The following is a 23,721-nucleotide window of genomic DNA, read 5'->3' as shown; positions in this document are numbered from 1 at the left end:
TCACCTCCTTGACGTTACTTGGTGGGCGCTGGCCTCATTCGGCAATGAACGCTGTGTAGTAGCTGGCGTAAGCGACGCCGTTATAGACTTCGCCCTTCAGCTTCGGCGATTGCACGTAAATGCGCTGGACGATTTGGGTGCGTGGTATGAAATAGCCCTGTTCCAGCACGTATTTTTGCAGGCCGTCCAGAAGAGGCTTTCGTTCCTCGACCGAACCCGCGCCGGCGATTTTGTCACGCAGGTCGTTGAGCTTTGCATCACGCTCATCCAGCGCGAACCAGTTCTCGCCATTGTTGGCGTTGGTCAGGATGCTGGCGACCGTGCCGGCATCGATGAAGCTGCGCGTGACTTCATATGCGGGAACTGCGGCGCCGCCGAATTTGACCTTCTCGCCATAGGTCACGACATCATAAGCCCTGATGTTGACCTTCCATCCGAGCCTGCCAAGCTGCTGGGCAATCAGCTCATCGACGGATTTCGAAGTTGCCAGATAGGGATTGGAATGGATCGTCAATTCCAGCGGCTTGCCGTCTTTCACCCGAACGCCGTCCGCGCCCTTGGCCCATCCGGCTTCGTCCAGAAGCTTCTCCGCCCTGTCCGGATTGTAGGCGAGGAGATCGCTGTGATCGGTCGCGCCGGGGACGTTGCTCTGGATGAACGACGTCGCAAGCTTCCAGTCCTGCGTATAGACGGTGTCGATGATTTCCTGGCGATTGATGCCTGCCTGGAGTGCCTGACGCACCTTCGCATCATCATAGGGTTGAAGCTTGGTGTTGACCGCCCAGCCGTTGACGAAGCCGAGATAACGCGGCGTCGCGACGGTAAAGCCTTCCTCCTTGAGCGATTTCAGCTCCTGGGGCGAGGCGTTATAGGCGACGTCCGCCTGACCGGACTGAACCGAAGCGACGCGAAGGGATGGTTCCGACACCAGCTTGTAGGTGATGGTATCGAGATAGGCGGGTCCGGTATGGCCGACTACGGCGGGCCCCCAATTATAGTCCTTGCGCTTGACGAGAGTGACATGGTCACCCTCTTTCCAGGACTCCACCACATAAGGTCCGCTACCGGCGGTCTTGCTGAGGTCTGCCTGCTGGCTGGCAGGCTGGGCGATGCTTTTGGGGGAGACCAGGATGGAACCGTGATAGCCAAGGGTCGGAATGAAACCGAGCGTCGGCTTCTTGAAGAACACCTTGACCGTCGTGGCATCGACCGCTTCCGCGCGATCATAGGTCTTGGGGAAAAGGCCGATCGGGTTGATCCCCTCGTTCTTGCGGCCGGCATACCAGATGTCGAGATTGGCGACGACGGCCTTCGCATCAAGCGGTTCGCCGTCGGAGAAAGTCACGCCGCTTTTGAGGTGCAGGGTGAATTCCGTTGCGGTGTCGTTCTGCTCCCAGCGTTCGGCAAGCCAGGGGCTGACCTTGCCTTCGGCATCGACGTAAAGCAGCTTATCCGTAACATGACCCCAGATGTGGCCCTGGAAACTGGAGATGGCGCTGTTGTTGGGGATCCACGTGTCGCCCAGTGAATCGATCAGAAACGTGATGTCACCGCCATCGCGCGGCGTATCCGCCGCCACTGCGCTTAGAGGTGCCACTGTCGATAAAAACAGCGAGGCCGAGGCCGCCAAGGAGGCTGTGAAAAGCAGCCGGCGACGCGACAGGGAGAATGAGAAAGAACGTTTTGTCATGGTATGATCCTGATAAATTCAAAGTTTTTTTCGTTGCAATTTCTGCATCTCCTGCGGACGGACTACTGCTGCTGCCATCGGTACAACGCACGTCAAACCGTTGCCGCACCGGCTTTTCAGCCGGGCGGGAGAATGCTGGAGTTCATTGATGATCGGGTTGGGCGTCGCGGGGTTAGCGAGCGGCTTCTGGAAGCCTGCTTGGCTGAGGAGCGCGCCCGCTTCTACATATTCCAGTCATGACGCGGTCCCTCGTTGCGGTGTTCATCTTGCCCATAACCTAGCAGTCAGGCGTGAGGGAGAAAGACTGGTTGTTCTTTTTCTATCGATTTAGTGAATTATTTTATCGCCATTTTGCCGACAGTTTGGATTGGTGTTTCAGACGCCCTTAAATTGCCGTCTCACGCCGGTGATTGAGGATGGCCCGGCGCCGAAGATGCCGTGTCACGCAGGGCAAATGTCATGGCTTCGAAAATCCTGACCGGCGGCAAATCACCGGTAAAAAGCTCAATCTCCACCCTGGCGATCTGGCCGGTCGAACCCTGAGACAGTTTCGAAGTGCCGATGTCGCGGGTCAGGATATTGGGGTTGCCATGGATGCAGATGGCATTGTCGTCAGCGGAATCCTGCGGCTCGAACCATGCGCCGGTGGCAAGCTGCATCACCCCCGGCATGACGTCCTCACTGACGATGGCGCCAGCGAGGCAGCTGCCGCGCGCATTAAAAAGCCTGACGACGTCGCCGTCAGATATTCCGCGGGCCGCGGCATCGGCCGGATGGATGCGGACAGGCTCCCGATCCCTGATCTTGGTCGAACGGCTGAAATCGCCATAGTCCAGCTGGCTGTGCAGACGTTGATATGGCTGATTGCAGACGAGGTACAGGGGATGCAGGCGGGCGTCATCGGGCGTCTCCATTCTTGGGGGATACCAGCGCGGATGACCTTTGCAGTCCTCATAACCGAAACCCTCGACCGTTTCGGAATAGATCTCGATTTTTCCTGAGGGTGTCGGCAGCGGCTTCGTCCCGGGACCCTCAAGGAAAGCGCGCGCCGGGCCACCATCGTCGGGTTTAACCGGAAGAAGCAGTTCCCCCCGCTCCCAGAAGGTTTCAAAATCGGGCGCGTCGTGGCCGCCCGCCGCAAGCGCCTGACGGGTCGTTTCGTACAGGAAGGCGAGCCATTCTCTGCTGTTGCGGTTTTCGGTAAAGGCATCGGACCTGCCAAGTTCCCGCGCAATCCCAGCGAATATCTCATAATCGTCGCGTGCTTCGCCGACAGGGGCGATCAGGCGCTTCATGGCGATCATCAGGGGATCGCGATCGGCGGCGCCGATGTCGTCACGCTCAAGCGTGGTCGTGGCGGGCAGCACGATATCGGCATGTCGCGCGGTCGAGGTCCAGGCCGACTCGTGGACGATGATCGTTTCGGGACGCCGGAAAGCGGCCCGCAACCGGTTGATATCCTGATGATGGTGAAATGGATTGCCACCCGCCCAATAGACAAGCCGGATATCGGGATAGCGGAGTGCGTTTCCGTTGTAATGAAACTCGGTGCCGGGATTAAGCAGCATATCGGCGATGCGCGCACAGGGAATATAGTCCGGCACGGGATTTTTGAATTGCTGTAGCGTTGGCAAGGGAACGGCGAGAAGGTTCTTGCCGATATTGCCCAATGCGCCAAGGGAATAGGAAAATCCGCCGCCGTCCAGTCCGATCTGGCCAAGCATGGCGGCAAGGACAATGCCCATCCACACCGGCTGTTCGCCATAATCGGCCCGCTGCAGCGAATGGCTGACCGTGATCAGGGTTCTGGAACCGGCCATCTTTCGCGCCAGCTTGCGGATCGTCTCCGGGGCGATGTTGCAGATCGCGGCCGCCCATTCGGGGTTTTTATGCTGGCCGTCCTCCCTGCCAAGAAGATAGTTCTCGAACCGATCATATCCAGCCGTATAACGCTCCAGAAACGCCCGGTCGTGCAGTCCTTCCGCGACGAGGACATGAGCAAGCCCGAGCATCATCGCCACGTCCGTACCGGGAATAATGGGAAGCCACTCGGCATTCAAATCACCCGGAAAATCGTCTGCCAACGGACTGATGAATGTGAAATGTGCACCGCGAGCGCTCGCGCCGGCCAGTTTCTGCCGGACGGAATGCGTGCTGATCCCTCCACCGTGGACATCGGCGTTCTTGATCGCCATTCCACCGAAGGCGAGCACCAGCTCGCTGCTGCGTTCGATCGCGTCCCAGGTCACGCTCTTGCGGTCGAAGCTGTCATACGGTCCAAGCACATGGGGGATTATGACCATGGCAGCGCCGGAACTATACGTGTTGACGGACCGGACATATCCGCCAAGGACGTTCAAAAAGCGGTGAATCTGGCTTTGTGCGTGATGAAACCGGCCGGCACTCGACCAGCCATAGGAGCCGCCGAACACGGCGCTCGGGCCATGATCGTCATAGACCCGTTTCAGCTCATCCGCGACCAGCTTCGTCGCTTCGGCCCAGCTGACCTCGACGTAATCGTCAGCGCCGCGTCGCTGCGCGTGGCCGGTCTCGCGTTCAAGCCAGCCCCGCCGGACGGCAGGCCGTCTGATGCGAACGGGGCTGTCGGCAATCGCTGGAAGATTGCCCAGAAGCGGTGATGGATGCGGGTCACCGGGGTGGGGTTCTATCTCCAGTCGCCCATTTGCAAAGCGTCCGGAGAATGCACCCCAGTGGGAACTGTGAGTCTTGAAGGGATTCATCGCATGGCCTCACGATCATGGATTGCAACGTGGCAATTCTATTTCGGCAGGATTTTCCCCGGATTCATGATGCCGGCAGGGTCGACCGCATGTTTGATGAGCGCCATCAGATCAACCGCGTCGCCATGTTCCTCGCGCAGATAAGCGATTTTCCCGGTGCCGACGCCGTGTTCGCCGGTCGAGGTGCCGCCGATGGAGAGGGCATATTGCACCATCTTCTTGTTGATGGCCGCCACTTCGCCGAGCTCTTCCGCATTGTCGGGATCGACCGCAAAGACAACATGATAATTGCCGTCGCCGACATGGCCGAGGATAGCCGCCGGCACGCTGCAATCCTTCAGAAGTTCGCGGGTCTTTAATATGCAATTGCTGAGTTGTGAGACCGGGACACAGACATCCGATGACCAGCCTTTGGCGTTTGGCCTCTGCGATACGACGGCGTAAAACGCGTTATGTCTCGCTTTCCAGAGTCGATTGCGTTCTTCGGGTGCATTGGCCCACTCGAAATCCTTGCCGCCATGTTCCTCCACGATGGCGGATACCATGTCGACCTGTTCCTGAACGCCGGCGGGTGAGCCATGAAACTCGAAAGCCAACGTGTCCTCGATCTTCAGGTCCAGCCCGGAATAGGCGTTGACGGCCCTGATCAGGCCACGGTCCATAAGCTCCATGCGGGCGACCGGGATGCCCAGCTGCACGACCTGAATGGCTGATGCCACCGCCTGTTCGACGCTCTCGAAAGAGCAGAGCGCCGCCGAGATGGTTTCCGGTATTCCGTAGAGACGAAGCGTTATTTCGGTGATGATCCCCAGCGTTCCTTCCGAGCCTACAAATAACCGCGTCAGATCATATCCGGCGGAAGATTTTCTGGCGCGACCGCCGGTTCTGATGATCTGACCGGTCGGCAGCACCACAGTCAGCCCGAGCACGTTTTCCCGCATCGTTCCGTAGCGGACGGCATTGGTGCCGGAAGCGCGGGTTGCGGCCATGCCGCCAATCGAGGCGTTTGCGCCAGGGTCGATGGGAAAGAACAATCCCATGTCGCGCAGATATGTGTTCAACTGCTCCCGCGTGACGCCGGCCTCAACCGTGCAATCCAGATCCTCACTGCTGATACGGGTTATCGTCGACATCCGCGAAAGGTCGATCGAGACCCCGCCATTGACAGCCGTCAAATGCCCCTCGAGCGAGGTGCCGGCGCCGAAAGCGATGACGGGCACCCCTTCCGCTGCGCATAGCCGCACGATCTCGGATACTTCGGAGGTGGTTTCAGCGAAAGCGACCGCGTCGGGAAACACGGCTGCATGATGCGCTTCGCCGCGCCCATGCTGCTCGCGCAGTGCCAGGGAGGTTGAAAGACGCTCCCCGAGGAGGTACCCTAGGGATTGGATGAGAGAAGGGGACAGGTCAGGCATAAGAAGATTCCGTGGGAGACTGGCAGCGGAATGCTACGACAAACTTGCAAACATCAAGGGCGAAGCGCGCGCCCGGCGGAACGCCAGACTGTCTCCGCCATCTGGCGGTGATATCAGGCGGCGAGCTTTTCGCCCCTGAGATGACGCTCGAGGAATGGAAGGCTGTCCTGCCCCCAGTAGAGTTCATCCTGATAGCGATAGGTCGGCACGCCGAACACGCCGGCTGCCCTAGCGGCTTCGAAGCTGGCCTTTTGCAATGCTGCGACCGCATCACTTTGGCCGTGTTTGTCGAGCGCTGCAGCATCAAAGCCTGCAGCTGTCGCAATGGCCCGGCGGACATCTGCATTGCCGATGTCTTCACCACGAACCCAGAAGGCCTCCTGAAGCGCAACCGCCAGCTTGAGCCAGTCATCGCCCGTTTCAATCGCCGCCGCGACTATCAGGCCGGCGGGTGCGGGATCCGAGAGAGCGGCGCGATTGTCGAAATTGAGCACTTTTCCGCGCAATGCCGCCCAGCGCTTCAGATCCCTGATCCAGTAGGCGCGTCTGGCCTCCGGCCGGTTTCGTGAATAAATGCCGCCGTTCTCCTCGATCAGCGGAATGACATGAGGGCGGATCGTGGCACCCTGTTCTTTCGCCAGCACAGCAAACGGTTCAAGACCGATGAAGGCCCAGGGGGAGCCGATGCTGAAGAAATAATCGATCGTCTTTGTCATTATCTGCTGCTTTCAGTTGGGTTGATTGGTGGAGGCGGCGGCCGTGTCGAAGACGGAGAGAGCACAGTCTCGCGCAATCAGCACTGCTTTGGGATCGCGTCCGACGGCGACGGTTGCCAGTGCCCCTTCGTAGAGAAGCGACAGATGGGCAGAGGCAATCTCCACCGTGCTGCCGGCTCTTGCCAGGACAGCGGCAAACACGTCCCTGACCTTCGCCTTATGGGCACGCGCAACGACCACGACGCGTTCGGATTCGCCATGTTCCGCAACCGCAAGAGCGAAGGCGCAGCCGCGAAAATCCGGGCTATCGGCCTTTTCGTGGAGTTGCTCGAAGATCAACCGGATTTGCTCCTTCGGAGCCATGTCGGCATCCAGCACTTTCTGGAGCGAATGGATTACCCGCTCGTGACGCGCCTCCAGATAGGCTGCAACGAGATGATCTTTCGACGGGAAATGCCGATAGAGCGTCGCCTTCGCCACATTCGCTTCTTCGATGATACGATCTATGCCGACGGCCCGGATGCCCTCGCGATAGAAGAGTGTGCCAGCGGCGGTGAGGATATGGTCTGATATGGCTTCTCGCATTATCGTTTCACACTGTCGTTTCAAAAGTCGTGCTGATACGGATTGCCGGTCATGAAGTGACGGCAGGACTGGCATGCGCCGCCCGGTCCGGGGCGGCGATGAGAGACGTGATCGCATCGAGCGGCAGCGGCTTTGAAAACCCGCCCTGATGTGCCAGCTTTCCGGCAAGCGTTTGCACGGCTTCGTTATAGGGCGTCGGAACGCCGTGAATCCGGCCCAGCAGAACGATTTCGCCGTTGAGGAAATCCACTTCGCTCGAGGCTCCGCGCCTGAAGCTCTGCCAGGTCGATTGCTGGCCCGGGTGAATTCCGCTGTTCGGCGCAACCCGCCAGTTCGAGATGTCGAGGCTTCGCTCGGAAGGCGAGGCAAGGGTGTAGCCTGCCGCTTCCAGCACATGGCGGGCCTCATCCACCAAAGCCGCGCTGATCCTGTCGTTCAGATCGGCCGGACCGTCGAACAGTTCCAGAGCATTGCGAACGTTGTGAAGGAGCTTTGCTGCTTTCCATCGGCGGATATCGTCGCTTGGCTCGGCAAGATATCCCGCCCTGTTCAGGTCTGCCGTGACCTGCGCGGTCACGTCATCCTGCCCGAGCGGAAAGCGCCCGACTGTCACGATGCCCAATTGCGGCTCGCCGCCAACCACCACCTTGCCGGTTTCGGTGAACCGCGCCGGGGTCAGAATGCTTGCGCCATAGACCCTGGAAAATGTTCTCAGGGCATTTGCTTCGGTCGCCAGTCCATTTTGAAAAGTTACGATCGGAAGATTTGCCGCCGCCGGTGTCGTTGTGTTCGAGACGCTTTGCCAGGACCAGAAGGCGAGCGCGCTGACGGCATCCTGCGCTTTCACGGTGAGCAGGAGGACATCATCCGGGGTCAATTCCGGAATATCTGTCAGGTCGAAAACCCTCAAATCGATCTGCCGCGTCTCCGAGGGGCGCTGAAAGGTGAGGCCATGCTGCCTGATATGGCTGATCTGGGCGCCCCGTCCGAAAAGCGCATAGTCAATGCCGGAGAGTGCGAACTGCGCTGCAAGGCTCGCGCCCACCGCACCGGCGCCGATGATAACGTAACGTGGCATCTGTCGTTTCTCGTCTTGTCTTTTTCGCGCTCCGGATTTCCCGGAGAGCTTGGCTGCTGATAGGTTCGGCGCTCTGTGCGGATAGCAATTGAGGATCGCGGTAACACACGGTTCAAAAGCACTCTGGGACAGATCGTAAAGCCTGCGAGCAGTTTGAAGGAAGACCGGTCATTCTATATCTACTAATTTTGTAGAAAATCAGTTCCCGAAATCGGCGATTTCGGGAGAGATTGCGCTGCCCCTGGCAGGCGGTCCGTTATCGCCGAGCCAGGCGCGCGTCTGCGTTCGATGCCGGCAGCTGCAACACAGTTTATTTGATGCCGAAACCGAGACGGCGCAATGTCTGGCTCAGTTCCGCGCGGCCTTTGAGCGCGGCGGCGTTCTCGACACGCTGGGAAATGGGTGCTGTCCAGCCGTTTTGCGGCAGGCCCTGTTTTTCCTGAAACGTCTTCAAGACCGCGTCATAGGAATCAAGATCATCCCGTGCGGCCTCCGAATAGGTTTCATGAAACAGGATGGATGACTGGGGCAGGCGCGGTTTGACGTCGGTTTTCACGGCCGGGTCTGGATAACCCACGGTGAGGCCAAAGACGGCAATCGTTTCGGGAGGCAGGTTCAGTTCGCGGGATACGTCTTCCGGCCTGTTGCGAATGCCGCCAACGTAGCAGGAGCCGAGACCGAGTGAATCGATTGCGGCAACGGCGTTCTGCGCGGCCAGCGCCGCATCGATGGCGCCGATCAGGAAGCTTTCCAGATAATCCAGCCCTTCTCCGCTGTTGCCGTGGTTGGAAGCGACCGTTCGCAGCCGCTTCAGGTCGATAAGCCAGATGAGGAAAACAGGTGCATCCTTTATATGGGCGTTGCCGCCCGTGAAGCCCGCCAGACGTGCCTTGCGCTCCTTGTCCTGCACCGCCACCACGCTCCACGCCTGAAGATTGGAGGATGTGGGCGCAGATTGTGCGGCTGCGACCAGAAGTTCCAGGCTGCCCTCCGGCAGAGCTTTCGGCAGATAGGCGCGGGCGGTGCGATGGTTCAGCAAGGCGTCGATCGTGTCATTCCAGAAAGGCGGAGAAAAATCGGCCTGTGTTCCGTAGCGGGCCTCAACACGCTGCTGCGGGATTTCCAGTTTGGTGATCGGACTGGACAGGGTCATCGTGTGTAGCTCGGTAATGTTGGGAGTGGGGGCAGGCCCGGATGAAGGTCGGAAAGGTTGAGATGCCTTCCACTTGATATGCTTTGCCGGTGCCTGTGCCGAGCAATGTCTTACTCATTGGCGATTTTTCAGGGAAACAACATTTCCATAAGACGTCCGGGAGTCGTGCTGTCGAGATTTCCTTTTATCTCGCCATGTTGGGAAGAAACGCAAAGGCGGTCCAAGGCAGCGCAATTATTCAGCACAAATTTTGGTGCCTGGCTGCATACGTATTGGAATAAAATTCTGCAAGAAATGTTTTCTTTGATGGTCGAGAAGAATTTTCTTCTTAAGAACGTGCCACTTTGCCCCGATGCTTTCACTATCGAAACGACGTTTTCAAACGGGGATTTTCATGACGATAGGACGCCGCCAGTTCAACAAAATGCTTCTTCTGGCAACGGCAGGAACGGCCCTGCCGGGTTCGCTATTCGCCGCAAGTGGCGATGCGAGCCGGCCCCTCTCCGGCGGCCCGCTCAAGTTGCTCTATCGTGTCGATCCCGGCAACGCACTTTTCGCCATCAACACATCGTCAGGCACGGGGCAGGCGATCGGCCCGAAGATCGTTGAAGGTCTTCTGACATTCAATTTCGACCTCAATCCGCGGCCCTTGCTGGCAACGGAATGGTCCGTTTCGGATGATCACCTGCGCTATACGTTCAAACTCCGGCCGAATGTGAAATGGCATGACGGTGAGGATTTTACCTCGGAAGACGTCGCCTTCTCGATTTTCCGTCTGAAGGAAGCCCATCCGCGCGGCCGCATTACCTACCAGAACGTCGAGGCGGTGGAGACGCCGGATCCCCTGACCGCCATTATCGTGCTGTCCAAACCGGCGCCGTTTCTGATTGCCGCGCAATCGAGTTCGGAATCGCCGATCGTGCCGAAGCATATTTTCGAAAAGCTGAAACCGGCCGATGGCCAGACACTGCAGACCGCGATTGGCACCGGTCCTTTCAGGCTGACGGAGTGGACGCCGGGCAGTCATCTGATCTTCGAACGAAATCCCGATTATTGGGATGCCGGCAAACCTTATCTCGAACGCATCATTCTGCGCATCATCACCGACCCGGCCGCGCGGGCGGTGGCGCTGGAGACGGGGGAAGTCGATATTGGTGACAACCCGGTGCCGCTCGCAGACCTTGAGCGATTGAAGCAGAACCCCGATCTCGTCCTGGACACGAACACTTATGCTTATGCGGGGCCGCAGCAGCAGCTGTTCTTCAACTACGATAATGAAATCTTCCGCAAGAAAGATGTCCGCCTGGCCATTGCGAAGGCGATCAACCTCGATGAAATCGTCAATGTGGCGCTCTTCGGTTATGCGCAGATATCGCCGAGCCCCGTCAGCACCGCCCTGCCGAACTGGTATGACGCATCCGTCAAGGCTCATGCCTATGATCCCAGGGAAGCGGAAAAATTGCTCGATGCGGCGGGATATCCCCGCAAGGAAGACGGCAAACGTTTTCCCGTGCGGTTGACCTACAATTCCTATCTGACGCCCGGCTTTGCCGACGTCCTTCGCAGCCAGCTTGAAAAGATCGGCATTGCCGTCGAAATCCGCAAATACGACCTGCCGACCTATCTGAAGACGGTCTACACGGACCGCGCCTTTGATCTGGTTGTGGAATCCCTTTCCAACACGTTCGATCCGTCGCTCGGCATCCAGCGGGCCTATTGGAGCAAGAATTTCAAGATCGGACTGCCCTTTTCCAACGCGGCCAACTACGCCAATCCGGAGGCGGATGCGCTTCTGGAGGCGGCGGCCATCGAGCCCGATGCGAAGAAGCGCTGGGTGACCTGGAGCAGGTTCCAGCATCTCATCCATGACGACGTCGCCTCCGTCGATCTTGTGGCGGCGGGAAGCCAGATCGTGGCGCACAGGCGCGTCAGGAACTACGTCACCGGCGCGCAGGGGCTGAACTGGAGTTTCGGCGACCTATGGCTCGATCCGACCGCTTGAAACCCGATGTGGAAACCAGAATTTGTCAGGAGGATATGCAATGTCCGTACATGCTGTAACCAAAGACCGCCTCATCGAGTGGCTGACAGATGGCAAGGAACTTGCCGTTCTCGACATTCGCCCTGCAGAAGAGGTGGGATATGCTTCCCCATTGTTTGCGACCAACCTTCCGGCTGAAAGGCTGGATGCGGAAATCGACCGTTTCATTCCGCGCCCTGTCGTGCGAACCGTTCTGGTGGATGATGGCAAGGGAAGCGCAGAGCAGGGGGCGGAGCGGCTTGCCGCCAGGGGCTGGAGCGATATTCACTTTCTGCGCGGCGGAATTCCGGCATGGATCGAGGGCGGCCTTGACGCCCTGCCGACATTCGATATTCCCGGCGTTCCATTCGTCCAGAAGGTGAGAAGTGAAAAGAACACGCCAGTGGTTTTCGCCCGTGAACTGAAGGCGTGGCAGGAAGCCGGCGAGGATGTTGTCGTCATCGACACCCGCACAATAGCGGAATATGAAAAGGCGCACGTGCCGGGCGCCATCGGCGTACCCGGTGCCGAACTTCTGCTGCGTTTTTCCGACCTCGTGCCGTCACCCGACACAAGGGTTGTCGTTTCCTGCGCGGGCCTTCCCCGCGCAATCCTCGGGGCGCAGACATTGATCGACGCCGGTGTTGAAAACGATGTCAGCTATTTGCACGATGGCACGCGCGGCTGGACCGATGACGGGTTTGAGCTGGAAACGGGGCGTTCGCAAACATATCCGTCCGCCAGCGATGATGCGAAAAATATCGCGAAGGTGCGTCTGGAGACCTTCTCCCGGCAAGACGACCTGCAGTTCATCGATCGAGCCACGGCCGAGACATGGCTGCGGGACACAGCGCGAACGACCTATTTTCTCGATGTGAGAACACCGGAAGAATTCGCAGCCTCCCACCTTAAAGGTTCGATTTCCTCGGAAGGCGGCCAGCTTCTCGGCGTTGCCTATCGCACCATTGCCGTGCGCGGAGCACGGGTCATTCTGGTGGATGATCTGCTGGGCGCCCGCGCGCGTGTTGTTGCCCATTGGCTGAAACGCCGGGGCTTTGAAATCTCCCTTCATCTGCACGACTTCGAACAGGGTGTCGAGGCGGCGGCCGCATAGGTTTCCCAGACGGTAGATGTCACTCGATTGCCGCCGCGCCTCTCCCGTTTCACGAGGAGCCGATTTGAGCCTTCGGCAGGCGCGGCGATGAGATTGTCAGGGGCAGCGCTGTCACAACGACAGGCATGATCAGTGCGGACCATGCTGCCCCATAGCCGAAATGATCGACCAGAAGACCGAATATGTATGGGCCGATTGCCATGACCCCCAAACAGATGGTGGAGGCGAAGGCAATTGTCGATGCTATCGAACCTTTCGGCGCACTTTCGGCGATTTGCAGAAGGTAAAGCGGAAACCACCCGATCCCGAATATTCCGAGCACGGCGAGCACGAAGAGGACAATGGTTGGCGCAGTGCCGATGGGGAGAGCCGCGAGGATTGCGGCAGCGCCTGCGGCAATGACGGATACCAGGCCGAACGATTGGGTGCGCAGTCCGGGCCGGAAGCGGTCGCTGAGCCATGGCAGCAGAATCCGGCCGGGAATGCCGGCAAGCTGTGTTGCGGCAAACATGGACGATGCGGCAAAGAGGCCAAACCCCAGCCCATCCGCCATGAAGCCGATGATGTGTGCGGTGAGGGTGAATTGAAATGCCGACATGGCGATACCAAGCCGCAATACGGGCCAGAAGCTCGAATTCTGCCCGACCTCGTGGATAAGTTTTCCCAGGGAAAGCGGGCGCTCGGTTTTAGCGGCGACATCGCCTCCTTCGCGATAGAGGCCCCAGAAGAGTACGGCGCCCAGAACGGAAACACCGGCGCAGAGCCATGCCGCCGCGTGCCAGCCGTAACGGACCGCCATGAATGGCAGGAGGGCGGCTGCGATCATGGTTCCGAAAGGAACCGCGGCCTGCCGAAACCCTGTCGCTATGCCACGTTTGGCGGGGGGGAACCAGCGCATGATCGCCCGCGTGCCGCCCGGTTGGACCGCAGCATAGGTGCCGCCGAGAAATGCGATGCACAAAAGCAGCGCGGGCAGGCTGTTTGCGAATGCCGCCGCGCAAGCCATCGCGAGCGCCATGCCGAGCATGGCAATGCCGACGATGCGGCGCTCGCCGTGAATGTCGATGGCGCGGCCGAGCGTGAACATCGTCACGATCTGAACACCGTTCATGACGGTCACGGCCAGTGATGCGGATGCGAGGGAAATACCGAATGCTTCCCGCCAGAAGGGCACGAGAATGTAAATTCCCTGCGATACGAACGAGCCTGCGGTTTGCGTCGCGACTGCCACGGCAAGGACTGCCCAGATCCGGCTGTCGGTGGCGGGTGCGGGCGAGGAAATCTGTGACGACACGAAAAGCTCCTATCATGGGTTTTCGGGCAATAGCGCTCGCGACTATCAGATAGAATTAGGGGCTTGCACATTTCAGCGATAACAGCTTGTTATGCAAAACATGCGCTCATTGGATCCCGAGGCCGTCGAGGCTTTTCTTCTTGTTGCCGAACTGCAGTCGTTCACACGGGTTGCAGGCGTGATGAACACATCACAGGCCGCTATCTCCCTGCGCCTGCGCCGGCTTGAGGACATGCTGGGGCATCGCCTCGTCGAACGGACGCCGCGCCGGGTGCGTTTGACGACGGCCGGCGAACGCTTTCTGGAGCCCGCGCGTGCTTATGTCGCGGCCGGCCGCCGTGCGCTTGATGTCTTTGGGCAGGAGCCGACCCGTCTCGCGATCGGTTTCACGCATCATTTGATTGGAGCCGACCTGCCTCGGATACTCCGGGTGATCAGCGAGCGCGAGACGAGCGTTACGCTTCATCTGCGCACGGCCGGCACCCGGACCCTGCTTGAACTCTACGATGCCGGCGAGCTCGACGCGATCGTCGTGTTGCGGCATGATGATATCCGCCGGGATGGCGAGCTGCTGTTTCAGGAAAGCTTCGGCTGGTATTGCAGCGCGGATTTTGATCTGCCTTCGAACGCGCCGGTGCCGCTGGTGCTGCAACCCGAACCCTGCAATTTGCGGGCCATGGCCCTTCGGGCGCTGGAGGCGGCGGACATCGCATGGCGGGAGGTATTCGTTGGAACTGGGGCAACGGCGGTAGGGGCGGCTGCCGAAGCCGGGATCGGCGTCGCACTGCTGGCGCGGAGTGTTGCGCCTGCCGGTCTGCGGGAGGTGAGGGACGGCCTGCTCCCACAGCTCTCAAAGCTGGATGTGGTAATGATCTCCGCGGTCACGGGCGATCACGCGAACGCCGTGCTGCGACGGATCACGCGGGCATTTCAGTCGCCTAGAACCTGAAATTCCCATTGTCGAATTTCGGAAGAGGCGACCGTAAGGCGGCCTGAGATCACAGCGCCTGTATCCAATCGTGACCCGGGTGGAGGCGGGGGGGGCAGTCTTTGAGCCATTGTCGTTCCGAGAGCGGTAATCTTGGTTGGGCTCTCGCGAAGTCCTTCTCGTCCTTGGTGCGTCTGTGCTTCGCCTTGAACAGAAGCACGGCGGAGGGATTAAGGTGAGGAATGCCGTCAGCGCTCAGCGACACCATTTCGATACGGGGCCGCGTCATTTCCGGATTTCTCTTGTAAACCCAGGTGTCATTCGTTCCCGGCTCGATCATCATATCGGCGCGCCAGCATCCGGCAGCGCGATCGAAGCCCCAGATCTGGAAAATCTCGGGGGCCGGATCCCGATCCGCCGGTAGCGGTTCGATAACGCCATCGTTGACAGTGTAGAACGTCATGTCACCCAGCTGCTGGCGAAAGATGCCCAAATCTTCACGCAGGACCGTGAACTCAAGATCATCATGCTCGCGTGTCTTGCTGCCCAGCCACAGGTCGAGAGCCCAACCGCCAACAACGCACCATGGTTTCGATACACCGTCCAGTCGCCGGGACAATTCGGCAGGGCTCCAGGCGTTCCATGCATCCTCGTCCGGGTGATCATTCATAATATACGGTCACTTTCATTCAATTCTCGTGCTGTTGCTTTTTTCCTGATGGCGTCAAGTCCCGCGTTTCAGCAGCCCAGCCAGAAGCTTCAGCGCTTCCGTGAGATCGTCGAAGGACGGGCCGCCGAGGCAAAGGCGAATGCCGCTCGCCTGATCATCGGGATTAACAAGCATGGCTTCCGGAGGGGTCAACTTGATGCGCATTGCCGCAGCGGCGAATGCGAAGCGGTTGGCGGCGTCGTGTTCCATTGGCAGCCAGACGTTGTATGCATCGGGATGCGAGCCAAGCTGGTTCGTGCCGAGCAGGGAAACGGCCAGGCTGGAGCGCCGTTGGGCCTCGTGGCGCAAATCCCGCTGGATTGAAGAGATGATGCCGGAGGTCAGCCAGTCCTCAACCACCGCGCAGGAGAGCGCGGATGGGGCCATCGGCATGTCCTGCAGAAGGTCTTCGGCGGTTTCGTGCAGACCGGCTGGTAAAGCAAGGACGCCGATCTGCAAGCCGGGGCCAAGGGACTTGGAGAGCCCGTTCACATGAAACGAGATTTCAGGAGCCAATGACGTCAGCGGCGGCAAGGCTTCCGCGGATGCCGCATAAACACCGTCCTCGATGATCCATACGCCCGCCCGGCGGCAAATATCCGCAATGACCTGCCGCCGCGCCGCCCCCATGGTAACGGTTGTCGGATTATGCAGGGTCGGCGTCAGATAGATTGCTGTGCAGTCACTCGATGGGGTGCCATCCAGCGCCGCCACCAACGCTTCCGGCACCATGCCTTCGGCATCGATTTCGACGCCCTGCATCCGGTAACCTTTCCGCCGGGCCAGCACGATGGCGCCGGGATAGGTGATCCGTTCGGTCAGGAGCAGGCCCTTGGGGCCGCAGGCGAGATCGAAGGCCAGGACCAGCGCCTGACGGGCGCCGCTCGTCAGCACCAGATGGGACGGATCGATGGTGAGACCCTGCGTTTCGAGCCAGCGGGCGAGAAGGCGGCGGTGTTCCAGATGCCCCGCGGGCGGGGCATAAAGATTGATATGATCCGCATCGATCCTGCGCGCGATCCCCGTCAGCGTCTTTGCGAGAATGCGGGCGTTGAGCGTGGCCGGGGGTGCGTTGGACGAGAGATCAATCTGCCGGTCGTTATGCGCCTCCTGGATCGCCACGAATGTTCCCCGGCCCTTGACGCTGCGTGTCAGCCCGCGCCGTTCCAGAACGGAATAGGCTTTTGTCACCGTGCCAAGGCCCACTCCCAGTTTCCACGCGAGATCGCGATGGGCTGGCAGGCGGTCACCGCCCGCCAGCCGCCCCTCGATGATGTCGTCGGCGAGGGCAAGCACCAGCCGTTCTGCGGCATTCGCCTCAATGTCTGCAAGACGGGGAGTCCAGGGGGATTGCAGCAGCACGTTCATACCTTCGATAAAAGTGTCACGTTACACTATTTCAATAAACAGCAAGTGTAACATAGGCTATGACGAGGCTGATTGATATCCACACTTTACGGCGGCCGGCCTGCCATCCTGCCGGCGCGCTTAGAGGATCAAATGTTCAGCCATGTAACCGTCGGAACGCGTGATCTTGAGCGGGCGGAACGCTTTTATGACGCCGTGCTTGCCCCGCTCGGTCTGACGCGGCGAACCGTGAGCCCCGATGGCGGGCCTGCGGCGCTTTGCTGGGTGAGGGCGCAATCCCCGTTGCCCCGTTTTTATGTCTATCAGCCCTTCAATGGCGAACCGGCAACGGTTGGCAATGGCGGCATGGTTGCCTTTCTGGCGCCGTCGACAGAGGCGGTGGGTGTGGCCCATGCCAGCGGCCTTGCGCATGGCGGCACGGACGAAGGAGGCCCGGGGCCGCGTCCGCATTATGGAGAGGGCTATTTCGGCGCCTATCTGCGTGATCCTGACGGCAACAAGGTTCACATCGTGCATCGCGGAGACCTCCAGCAATAGTGCTTGGGGAAACCTGTCCTGTTTCCGGAGAAAGTCAGAATGATCGCCAGCCAGATCGCCCTCGTTTACGGCACCTATATCGTCGCCACCGCCAGCCCGGGCCCGAGCAACATGGCGATCATGGGAACGGCGATGCGTGACGGCCGTCTGCCCGCCCTTGCTTTGACGGCTGGCGTCATCACCGGCTCGCTGTTCTGGGCGATCCTGGCGGCGACGGGCATGTCGGCCGCGCTGGCCGCCTATGCCCAGGCGCTTTTCGTCATCAAGATATTCGGCGGCGTTTACCTGCTGTATCTGGCTTTTCGAGCGGGCAGGTCGGCCCTGAAGCCGGTCTCCGACTTTGTGAGTGTGGATACCGGGCGCGCGACGCCGCGCTACCGGGCGCTCTACCGGCAGGGTCTTCTCATGCATATCGGAAACCCGAAGGCCATCATGGCCTGGATAGCGATCATGTCGCTGGGGTTTCGCGAGGACGCGCCTGCGGGCATGTTGCCGGCGATCATTGGCGGCTGCGCCATTCTCGGCGTTATCGTGTTCGGCAGCTATGCACTTCTCTTTTCCACCGCCTCGATGATTGCGCTCTATACCAGATTGCGGCGCTGGATCGAATCCGTGCTTTCCGTGGTATTTGCCGCCGCCGGGCTGAAACTGCTTCTCTGGCAGAACTGACGGGCCGTCCGTCCGCGTTGCCGATTAATCCCAACTGAAAGAGCCATGTCATGAGTTTTGCTATCCATATGATCGATGTATTCGGCTCCGGGCCGCTTTCCGGCAATCCGCTGGCGGTCGTCATCGGTGCTGATGCCTTATCGACGGATGAAATGCAGCTGATGACGCGATGGTTCAACCTCTCCGAAACCACGTTCCTGTTGCGGCCCACCCATCCGCAGGCTGATTACCGGGTCAGGATATTCTCGCTGGACAGGGAGTTGCCCTTTGCCGGGCATCCGACACTGGGCAGCTGCCATGCCTGGCTCTCCGCCAATGGCATGCCCGGGAACGAAACGGCGATTGTTCAGGAATGCGGCGCCGGGCTGGTCACGATCCGGCGCTCGCATGGACGGCTTTCTTTTGCCGCTCCGCCGCTTATCCGTTCCGGCGCGCCGACGCCCGCCGAGCTGGAGGATGCGCGGCAGTTTTTGGGGATCGAGGCTTGCGACGTCATCGATGCGGCATGGATCGACAATGGTCCCGGCTGGCTCGGGATCAGGATGGCGTCCGCCGAAAAGGTGCTTGGCATCACCCCGGCCCGCAGCTGGACCCATCACATCGATATCGGCGTGGTTGGCCCCCATGCGAAAGGCGGCGAGACCGCTTTTGAGGTTCGTGCTTTCTTCAGCGATCATCTGGGCGCCATCGTTGAAGACCCCGTCACCGGAAGCCTCAACGCCTCATTGGCGCAATGGCTGTTCGCAACGGGCGTGGTTGGCGAAGACTATGTCGCGGCGCAGGGAACGCGCCTTGGCCGCCATGGCCGTATCTACCTTACCCGCGATGATGTCGGCCAGATATGGGTCGGCGGCGAAACGCGCACGCATGTCGAAGGCCGTTTACTCGGCCTTTGAAAGACAGATGAAAACGAGGTGACTTTGATGAATAGCAGTGTTTACCGCCCTATTTCCGAACGCGTATTGGCTGATGATTGGGGGCGGCTGACGAAGTATGAATATGAACTCCAGCTGAGGGACGGAAGCTGGCAACGGCAGACCCGGGAGGCATATGATCGCGGCAACGGGGCGACATGCCTGTTGTACAATCCTGCCAGCGACAATGTCCTGCTGACCCGTCAGTTCCGGTTGCCGGTTCTCCTGAATGGCGGCCTGGAATCGCTGATCGAGACACCGGCGGGGTTGCTGGAAGGCGCAGACCCGGCGACGCGAATGCGTGCGGAGTTGATCGAGGAAACCGGTTATGAGGTTTCCGAACTTATGCATCTGTTCGATATCTATATGAGCCCCGGATCGGTCACGGAATATCTCGCCTTTTTCTATGGCGAATATGCCGAGAAACATAAGGTCGGGGCAGGCGGCGGTTCAGCGGACGAGGGCGAAGACATCGATGTGCTGGAAATCGCCTTGCCTGAGGCTATGCGCATGATCACCCGCGGCGATATTCGCGATGCCAAGACGATCATTCTGCTCCAGCATCTCGCTATCCGACTTTTGCAGGAAAAGGCCACGGCACGCTGATCCTCGCCTCCGGATTTATCGATCCGGGACAGGTGCCGATCATCCTCTCATCGTTGGCCGGCAACAATGCTTCCGATCCGGCGCGACAGCGCCGGATCAACCCGATCATCGTTTTTGAAGTTCAAAAATACGAAGGAGTTTCAGCATGGATATTGCGCCGCTCAGCCCCGTTCACGCATCCACCGCATCGGCAATAGATACCTTGAAAATGCTGGTACGCTACAAAGCCTGGGCGAACGGGTTGACGTTCAGAAGCGTGATGGACCTGCCGGAAGGTGAAGCCCTTCGGCAGCGGCCGACGCGGTTCGGAAACATGGTGCATACGCTGAACCACGTTTATGTGGTGGATGATATTTTCAGGCATCATCTACAAGGAAAGAAACACAGCTACACCGCCCGCAACACCGACCATACGCCCGCAATTGGCGAATTATGGGAAGCCGTTCAGGAAATGGACCGCTGGTATGTCGATATGGTCGACACCTGGTCAGACGGGGATCTCGCGAAAGCCGTTCATTTCGAATTTGTCGGAGGAGGAGAAGGCGTCATGACCCGCGAGCAGATCGTGCTGCATATCGTCAATCATGGCACCTATCACCGCGGCTTTGTCGGCGACATGATGTATCAGGTGCCTTTTACGCCGCCGTCAAACGATCTTCCCGTCTTCATCAGGGATCACTATCGCGGCGCTTACTGAGCGTTTGCGCATCGTTTTATGCCCTTTGCCGTCGGTGCTATCACCGGGCGAAAAGATTGGCGGCTATATAGTCTACAAATGCTCTGACTTTTGGAGAAAGATATCGATTGGTCGGCCAGAGGACGCGGAAGGTCCCTGTGTCGGCCATATAGTCGTCCAGCAGCGATACCAGTTTCCCGTCAGCGACTTCGGACGTCACGGCGAATGACGGCAGGCATGTTATGCCGAATGAACGTTCCGCAAGGTAGATCAAGGGTTCCAGCGTGCTCGCAACGGTGGCGACCGGCAGATCGATCCTGATCTCGCGGCCTTCGTGAACCAGGGGCCACGGCTCAAGCTTTCCGGAATTGGCGAAGCGATGGTGAAGACAGCGGTGCCGGACAAGATCTTCCGGAATCTTCGGGCGGCCATGCGCCTCCAGGTAGCCGGGCGCCGCCACGATGCTGTGCCTGAACGTGCCGAGCTTGCGGCTCATCAGCCGTGTGTCCCTGATCTCGCCGGTTCGGATGACGGCGTCGAATCCCTCTTCGATGACGTCAACCAGACGGTCTGTAAAATCAAGGTCGAGGCTGATTTCGGGATATGCCTCCATGAAGGCGGATATCGTCGGCATCAGCAACATGCCTGCCAGCGGAAGGCTGACACGCAGTTGCCCGCGCGGAACGGCCTGCGATCTCGATAATTGCGCCTGCACGGTCTCATATTCCGACTGGATGCGCCGGCAGGTATCGAGGAAGAAACTCCCGTCCTCCGTCAGTGCCATGCTGCGTGTCGAGCGATTGAACAGTCTTACGCCCAGCTCCTCCTCCAGACGTGCAATGGCTTTTCCAACGGCGGATCCGGAGATGCCGAGACGATGCCCGGCGGCCACGAAGCTTCCCGCTTCCGCCACCTGAATAAATATGCCGAGGGTTCCGAGCTTGTCCATGATGTCGTGATTAAGGAATTTTTGTCCGGTATGTCGAGAATAGCAGCTCGTTTATCCGCTATTTTCCTTCCGATATCCAGATGTCGTCGCGGCTGAAATGGCCCGAAGCTTCAAATGGAGATAATTCATGGAAACGAAACCTATCGCAGCTTTTGCGGGCTCGCCCGCTCCCACGACCTTTGTTGTCAACGTCATTCATGCCCATCCGGGAAAGCAGGACGAAGCCTTCGCCATCATTCAGGATGTCGTCCACTATGTTGCCGAACGAAAGGAAGGGTTCCTCTGGAGCAGCCTTGCGAAAAGCACCGACGGAGAGACGGTCGTTAATGTCGAGGCCATTCAGGGAACCGGCAATGTCGACGAGTTCTTTTCCGATCCGCAATTCGTCGAAAAATTCCGGAAACTGGACACCGTCTCCAGAAGCGAGTTCCACACATATACGGTCGGCGATCTGGTCCTGCCAAAGCCCGTGGCTGTGTGACAGATAGAGCGACGTTCGGCTCTGAAAATGTGCCGGTCAGGCAGCGGCCGGGGGGCTTCCCCCGGCATTGGAGAGAGATGCCGTAGCCGGTCCGTGGTCGAAGCATTCGATCAGCATTTCAGTGAGCACCCGGATTTTCCTGACGGGATGTTGCCCCGGCGGTCTGACGACATATATCCCGGCCGGGGGCGGTGGATGACGTTTCATCACCTGCACCAGCTCGCCTGAGGCCAGATAATTTTTAACAAGATCGTATGGCAGCACGGCGACCCCCAATCCGGCTGCTGCGGCGACGGCAAGAGCGACCCCGTTATCGGCCTTGAACCGTCCCTGCGGGCGAAGAGTTATCACCTTGTCGCCATCCATCACCTGCCAGGTTTCCGTTCCCTGCATGAGAGCCTGATGGGTCACGAGTTCCTCCGGTGTCTCCGGAGAGCCGTGGACCTTGATATAGTCGGGGCTGGCGACGAAGATGCCGTAGAGGGGGCCGACGCGTCTGGCGACGAGGTTGGAGTCTGGAAGGGTGCCGACCCGGATCGCACAATCGTATCCTTCTGCAATCAGATCCACGAAACGATCAGTGTAACAGGTCTGTATCTGGAGTTGAGGATGACGGCGCGCCATCTGCGCAATCACCAGCGCGAAATGCGTTGGGCCGAAGGAAAGCGGCGCAGCAATCCGCAGGCGGCCACGGAGCTCACCAGCCGGAAGGATTGTCTCTCTGGCGACGTCGATTTCGGCTGAAATCCTCGCCGCATAGTCGCGGAAGGTTGCGCCCTCCTCCGTCAGGGAAGCACCGCGTGTGGATCGGGCCAGAAGCTGGACACCAAGCTCCGCTTCAAGCCGCACCAGCCGCCGGCTGACCATCGATTTGGAGATACCGAGCCGCAGCGCGGCGGCTGTGACGCCTCCCGCATCCGCAACTTCGACGAATGTCCTGATATCTTCGATATCCACTCAAGCGTTCCCCATTCTGCGACACAGCTTAGCACGGACAAGGACTACCGCATCAGAAACGGGAATGACAAGTTTCGTCCCGCGGCAACGCCCAAGAGGGTGCATGCCTTTTGCGCAAGCGCGCTTCAATAAACCACCAATATAGGATGAACCCATGACCTTTCGTAACGGCCTTGATTCACTTCTCCGTCCCGAAGACTCGGTCCTCGTTCTGATCGATCACCAGCCCTATCAGTTAGCAAACCTGAACAGCCATGATCCGCAAGCTGTGGTCAATCTCACGACCGCGCTGGCAAAGCTGGCTAAAGCTTTCAATGTTCCGACCGTTCTCACCAGCGTGATCGCGGCGCGCGGTGGCCTTCTCTTCAAGCAGATCACCGACGTGTTCCCCGGCCAGGAGGTCATCGACCGCACCTGGGTGAACACCTGGCAGGACGAGAATGTGGTGAACGTCGTCAAGGCGACCGGCCGCAAGCAACTGATCATTGCCGGCCTTTGGACCGAGGTCTGCGTCGCAATGCCCGTCATCCAGGCGGCCGGCGAAGGCTGGGACGTGACCGTGATCACCGACGCGTCGGGCGGGATTTCGAAGGAGTCTCACGAAGTTGCCATCCAGCGAATGATCGCTGCTGGCGCGAACGTGATGACCGTGATGGCGCTTGCTGGCGAATGGCAGCGCGATTGGGCGCGCACGGAGCATGTCGAGGAACTGACCGAGATTCTCATCCAGCACTTCGGGGGCAGCGGCATTGCTTATCTCTGGGAGCAGCAGCTTCTCAACACGCCGGCGCCGACCACAAAGGGCGGACACTAGAACCGGGCAGGGATGGCGGGCGTCTGTTAAGGCCCGCATCCCGTCCTCTCCGAATATGCGAATTGACCACTCTGAATTGAGCAAGGCGTGCGGCCGCGACGGTTCCACTGTTGCCTCGACGCTGAAGGGGCCCTCCATTCGCAGCTGCATGGCGCCGCCGGCGCGATCCCCATGAGAAAGGGAGGCGCCGGCGGTGATCCCTTGCTTATCGGCGCGCGCATCGGACATACTGCCTCCTGAACCAAAAAGGCCAAGGGCAAGACGAAGCCAGAGATGCAAAGCTGGATCGCGGAGCCATGCGAGGAGA

At 59.4% G+C, this 23,721-nt stretch carries 22 protein-coding genes; 10 read left to right on the top strand and 12 right to left on the bottom strand.

The features are described 5' to 3' along the window. Window positions 1–34: 34 nt before the first annotated feature. The 7 genes from ASB65_RS14445 to ASB65_RS14410 all read right to left on the bottom strand — a co-directional run bounded on the left by ASB65_RS14445 (window position 35) and on the right by ASB65_RS14410 (window position 9,378). Window positions 35–1,690, bottom strand: a complete 1,656-nt coding sequence (locus ASB65_RS14445; protein WP_060724376.1) for an ABC transporter substrate-binding protein — start codon at window positions 1,688–1,690, stop codon at window positions 35–37. A 398-nt stretch (window positions 1,691–2,088) separates the two neighbouring features. Beyond that, complete coding sequence (locus tag ASB65_RS14435; RefSeq protein WP_060724375.1) at window positions 2,089–4,431, bottom strand: molybdopterin guanine dinucleotide-containing S/N-oxide reductase; 2,343 nt, start codon at window positions 4,429–4,431, stop codon at window positions 2,089–2,091. A gap of 38 nt (window positions 4,432–4,469) precedes the next feature. Further along, complete coding sequence (locus ASB65_RS14430) at window positions 4,470–5,846, bottom strand: FAD-binding oxidoreductase (protein ID WP_060724374.1); 1,377 nt, start codon at window positions 5,844–5,846, stop codon at window positions 4,470–4,472. 113 nt (window positions 5,847–5,959) lie between these two features. Beyond that, window positions 5,960–6,562, bottom strand: a complete 603-nt coding sequence (locus tag ASB65_RS14425; protein ID WP_060724373.1) for a 2-hydroxychromene-2-carboxylate isomerase — start codon at window positions 6,560–6,562, stop codon at window positions 5,960–5,962. Between the two features lie 12 nt (window positions 6,563–6,574). Beyond that, window positions 6,575–7,147 (bottom strand): TetR/AcrR family transcriptional regulator, encoded by a 573-nt coding sequence (locus ASB65_RS14420; protein ID WP_060724372.1) that lies wholly within the window; start codon window positions 7,145–7,147, stop codon window positions 6,575–6,577. Window positions 7,148–7,196: 49 nt separating this feature from the next. Next, window positions 7,197–8,225, bottom strand: a complete 1,029-nt coding sequence (locus tag ASB65_RS14415; protein WP_060724371.1) for a ketopantoate reductase family protein — start codon at window positions 8,223–8,225, stop codon at window positions 7,197–7,199. Window positions 8,226–8,535: 310 nt separating this feature from the next. Then, the gene (locus ASB65_RS14410; protein ID WP_003504257.1) at window positions 8,536–9,378 is read right to left on the bottom strand and encodes an NADPH-dependent oxidoreductase; all 843 of its coding nucleotides are present in this window, start codon (window positions 9,376–9,378) and stop codon (window positions 8,536–8,538) included. A gap of 394 nt (window positions 9,379–9,772) precedes the next feature. Here ASB65_RS14410 and ASB65_RS14405 point away from each other — a divergent pair, with 394 nt between their 5' ends. Together ASB65_RS14405 and ASB65_RS14400 are read left to right on the top strand one after the other, a co-directional pair. After that, on the top strand, window positions 9,773–11,380 hold the full coding sequence (locus ASB65_RS14405) for an ABC transporter substrate-binding protein (protein ID WP_060724370.1): 1,608 nt from the start codon (window positions 9,773–9,775) through the stop codon (window positions 11,378–11,380). Between the two features lie 40 nt (window positions 11,381–11,420). Then, window positions 11,421–12,512: a rhodanese-like domain-containing protein gene (locus tag ASB65_RS14400; protein WP_060724369.1), complete on the top strand. Its 1,092-nt coding sequence runs from the start codon at window positions 11,421–11,423 to the stop codon at window positions 12,510–12,512. Between the two features lie 49 nt (window positions 12,513–12,561). Here ASB65_RS14400 and ASB65_RS14395 read toward each other — a convergent pair whose 3' ends face one another. Next, the gene (locus tag ASB65_RS14395) at window positions 12,562–13,806 is read right to left on the bottom strand and encodes an MFS transporter (protein WP_060724368.1); all 1,245 of its coding nucleotides are present in this window, start codon (window positions 13,804–13,806) and stop codon (window positions 12,562–12,564) included. 91 nt (window positions 13,807–13,897) lie between these two features. Here ASB65_RS14395 and ASB65_RS14390 point away from each other — a divergent pair, with 91 nt between their 5' ends. After that, complete coding sequence (locus tag ASB65_RS14390; RefSeq protein ID WP_060724367.1) at window positions 13,898–14,755, top strand: LysR family transcriptional regulator; 858 nt, start codon at window positions 13,898–13,900, stop codon at window positions 14,753–14,755. Between the two features lie 49 nt (window positions 14,756–14,804). On the opposite strand, the gene ASB65_RS14385 is transcribed toward ASB65_RS14390, so the two are convergent. Together ASB65_RS14385 and ASB65_RS14380 are read right to left on the bottom strand one after the other, a co-directional pair. Beyond that, entirely contained in the window at window positions 14,805–15,404 is a 600-nt protein-coding gene (locus ASB65_RS14385; RefSeq protein ID WP_060724366.1) for a nucleotidyltransferase domain-containing protein, read from the bottom strand. Window positions 15,405–15,458: 54 nt separating this feature from the next. Next, on the bottom strand, window positions 15,459–16,811 hold the full coding sequence (locus ASB65_RS14380; RefSeq protein WP_060724365.1) for a PLP-dependent aminotransferase family protein: 1,353 nt from the start codon (window positions 16,809–16,811) through the stop codon (window positions 15,459–15,461). A gap of 132 nt (window positions 16,812–16,943) precedes the next feature. Between ASB65_RS14380 and ASB65_RS14375 the strand changes: the two genes are divergently transcribed. From ASB65_RS14375 to ASB65_RS14355, 5 genes are all read left to right on the top strand, one after another. Then, a complete protein-coding gene (locus ASB65_RS14375; protein WP_060724364.1) occupies window positions 16,944–17,348 on the top strand; it encodes a VOC family protein in 405 nt (134 codons plus the stop codon). A 39-nt stretch (window positions 17,349–17,387) separates the two neighbouring features. Then, window positions 17,388–18,017: a LysE family translocator gene (locus ASB65_RS14370; RefSeq protein WP_003504272.1), complete on the top strand. Its 630-nt coding sequence runs from the start codon at window positions 17,388–17,390 to the stop codon at window positions 18,015–18,017. A 50-nt stretch (window positions 18,018–18,067) separates the two neighbouring features. Further along, window positions 18,068–18,913, top strand: coding sequence for a PhzF family phenazine biosynthesis protein (locus ASB65_RS14365; protein WP_060724363.1), 846 nt, complete (start codon window positions 18,068–18,070; stop codon window positions 18,911–18,913). 27 nt (window positions 18,914–18,940) lie between these two features. Next, complete coding sequence (locus tag ASB65_RS14360) at window positions 18,941–19,537, top strand: NUDIX domain-containing protein (RefSeq protein ID WP_035212736.1); 597 nt, start codon at window positions 18,941–18,943, stop codon at window positions 19,535–19,537. Window positions 19,538–19,682: 145 nt separating this feature from the next. Beyond that, entirely contained in the window at window positions 19,683–20,234 is a 552-nt protein-coding gene (locus tag ASB65_RS14355) for a DinB family protein (protein ID WP_003504276.1), read from the top strand. Window positions 20,235–20,274: 40 nt separating this feature from the next. On the opposite strand, the gene ASB65_RS14350 is transcribed toward ASB65_RS14355, so the two are convergent. Next, window positions 20,275–21,162, bottom strand: a complete 888-nt coding sequence (locus ASB65_RS14350) for a LysR family transcriptional regulator (protein WP_060724362.1) — start codon at window positions 21,160–21,162, stop codon at window positions 20,275–20,277. A gap of 127 nt (window positions 21,163–21,289) precedes the next feature. On the opposite strand from ASB65_RS14350, the gene ASB65_RS14345 reads away from it, so the two are divergent. Next, complete coding sequence (locus ASB65_RS14345) at window positions 21,290–21,643, top strand: antibiotic biosynthesis monooxygenase (protein ID WP_003504280.1); 354 nt, start codon at window positions 21,290–21,292, stop codon at window positions 21,641–21,643. Between the two features lie 36 nt (window positions 21,644–21,679). Here ASB65_RS14345 and ASB65_RS14340 read toward each other — a convergent pair whose 3' ends face one another. Then, the gene (locus ASB65_RS14340; RefSeq protein WP_060724361.1) at window positions 21,680–22,600 is read right to left on the bottom strand and encodes a LysR family transcriptional regulator; all 921 of its coding nucleotides are present in this window, start codon (window positions 22,598–22,600) and stop codon (window positions 21,680–21,682) included. 154 nt (window positions 22,601–22,754) lie between these two features. Between ASB65_RS14340 and ASB65_RS14335 the strand changes: the two genes are divergently transcribed. Further along, the gene (locus tag ASB65_RS14335) at window positions 22,755–23,414 is read left to right on the top strand and encodes a hydrolase (protein ID WP_020813041.1); all 660 of its coding nucleotides are present in this window, start codon (window positions 22,755–22,757) and stop codon (window positions 23,412–23,414) included. Window positions 23,415–23,721: the final 307 nt, after the last annotated feature.

Source organism: Agrobacterium tumefaciens str. B6 (genome assembly GCF_001541315.1).
GTDB classification, from domain to species: Bacteria; Pseudomonadota; Alphaproteobacteria; order Rhizobiales; family Rhizobiaceae; genus Agrobacterium; species Agrobacterium radiobacter.
This window is presented reverse-complemented; position numbering and strand designations above follow the sequence as displayed.

Excerpts from the sequence above, each read along its gene's own strand:
- ASB65_RS14445 (WP_060724376.1), bottom strand. The coding sequence starts at position 1,690 with ATGACAAAACGTTCTTTCTCATTCTCCCTGTCGCGTCGCCGGCTGCTT.
- ASB65_RS14435 (WP_060724375.1), bottom strand. The coding sequence starts at position 4,431 with ATGAATCCCTTCAAGACTCACAGTTCCCACTGGGGTGCATTCTCCGGA.
- ASB65_RS14430 (WP_060724374.1), bottom strand. The coding sequence starts at position 5,846 with ATGCCTGACCTGTCCCCTTCTCTCATCCAATCCCTAGGGTACCTCCTC.
- ASB65_RS14425 (WP_060724373.1), bottom strand. The coding sequence starts at position 6,562 with ATGACAAAGACGATCGATTATTTCTTCAGCATCGGCTCCCCCTGGGCC.
- ASB65_RS14420 (WP_060724372.1), bottom strand. The coding sequence starts at position 7,147 with ATGCGAGAAGCCATATCAGACCATATCCTCACCGCCGCTGGCACACTC.
- ASB65_RS14415 (WP_060724371.1), bottom strand. The coding sequence starts at position 8,225 with ATGCCACGTTACGTTATCATCGGCGCCGGTGCGGTGGGCGCGAGCCTT.
- ASB65_RS14410 (WP_003504257.1), bottom strand. The coding sequence starts at position 9,378 with ATGACCCTGTCCAGTCCGATCACCAAACTGGAAATCCCGCAGCAGCGT.
- ASB65_RS14405 (WP_060724370.1), top strand. The coding sequence starts at position 9,773 with ATGACGATAGGACGCCGCCAGTTCAACAAAATGCTTCTTCTGGCAACG.
- ASB65_RS14400 (WP_060724369.1), top strand. The coding sequence starts at position 11,421 with ATGTCCGTACATGCTGTAACCAAAGACCGCCTCATCGAGTGGCTGACA.
- ASB65_RS14390 (WP_060724367.1), top strand. The coding sequence starts at position 13,898 with ATGCAAAACATGCGCTCATTGGATCCCGAGGCCGTCGAGGCTTTTCTT.
- ASB65_RS14385 (WP_060724366.1), bottom strand. The coding sequence starts at position 15,404 with ATGAATGATCACCCGGACGAGGATGCATGGAACGCCTGGAGCCCTGCC.
- ASB65_RS14380 (WP_060724365.1), bottom strand. The coding sequence starts at position 16,811 with ATGAACGTGCTGCTGCAATCCCCCTGGACTCCCCGTCTTGCAGACATT.
- ASB65_RS14375 (WP_060724364.1), top strand. The coding sequence starts at position 16,944 with ATGTTCAGCCATGTAACCGTCGGAACGCGTGATCTTGAGCGGGCGGAA.
- ASB65_RS14370 (WP_003504272.1), top strand. The coding sequence starts at position 17,388 with ATGATCGCCAGCCAGATCGCCCTCGTTTACGGCACCTATATCGTCGCC.
- ASB65_RS14365 (WP_060724363.1), top strand. The coding sequence starts at position 18,068 with ATGAGTTTTGCTATCCATATGATCGATGTATTCGGCTCCGGGCCGCTT.
- ASB65_RS14360 (WP_035212736.1), top strand. The coding sequence starts at position 18,941 with ATGAATAGCAGTGTTTACCGCCCTATTTCCGAACGCGTATTGGCTGAT.
- ASB65_RS14355 (WP_003504276.1), top strand. The coding sequence starts at position 19,683 with ATGGATATTGCGCCGCTCAGCCCCGTTCACGCATCCACCGCATCGGCA.
- ASB65_RS14350 (WP_060724362.1), bottom strand. The coding sequence starts at position 21,162 with ATGGACAAGCTCGGAACCCTCGGCATATTTATTCAGGTGGCGGAAGCG.
- ASB65_RS14345 (WP_003504280.1), top strand. The coding sequence starts at position 21,290 with ATGGAAACGAAACCTATCGCAGCTTTTGCGGGCTCGCCCGCTCCCACG.
- ASB65_RS14335 (WP_020813041.1), top strand. The coding sequence starts at position 22,755 with ATGACCTTTCGTAACGGCCTTGATTCACTTCTCCGTCCCGAAGACTCG.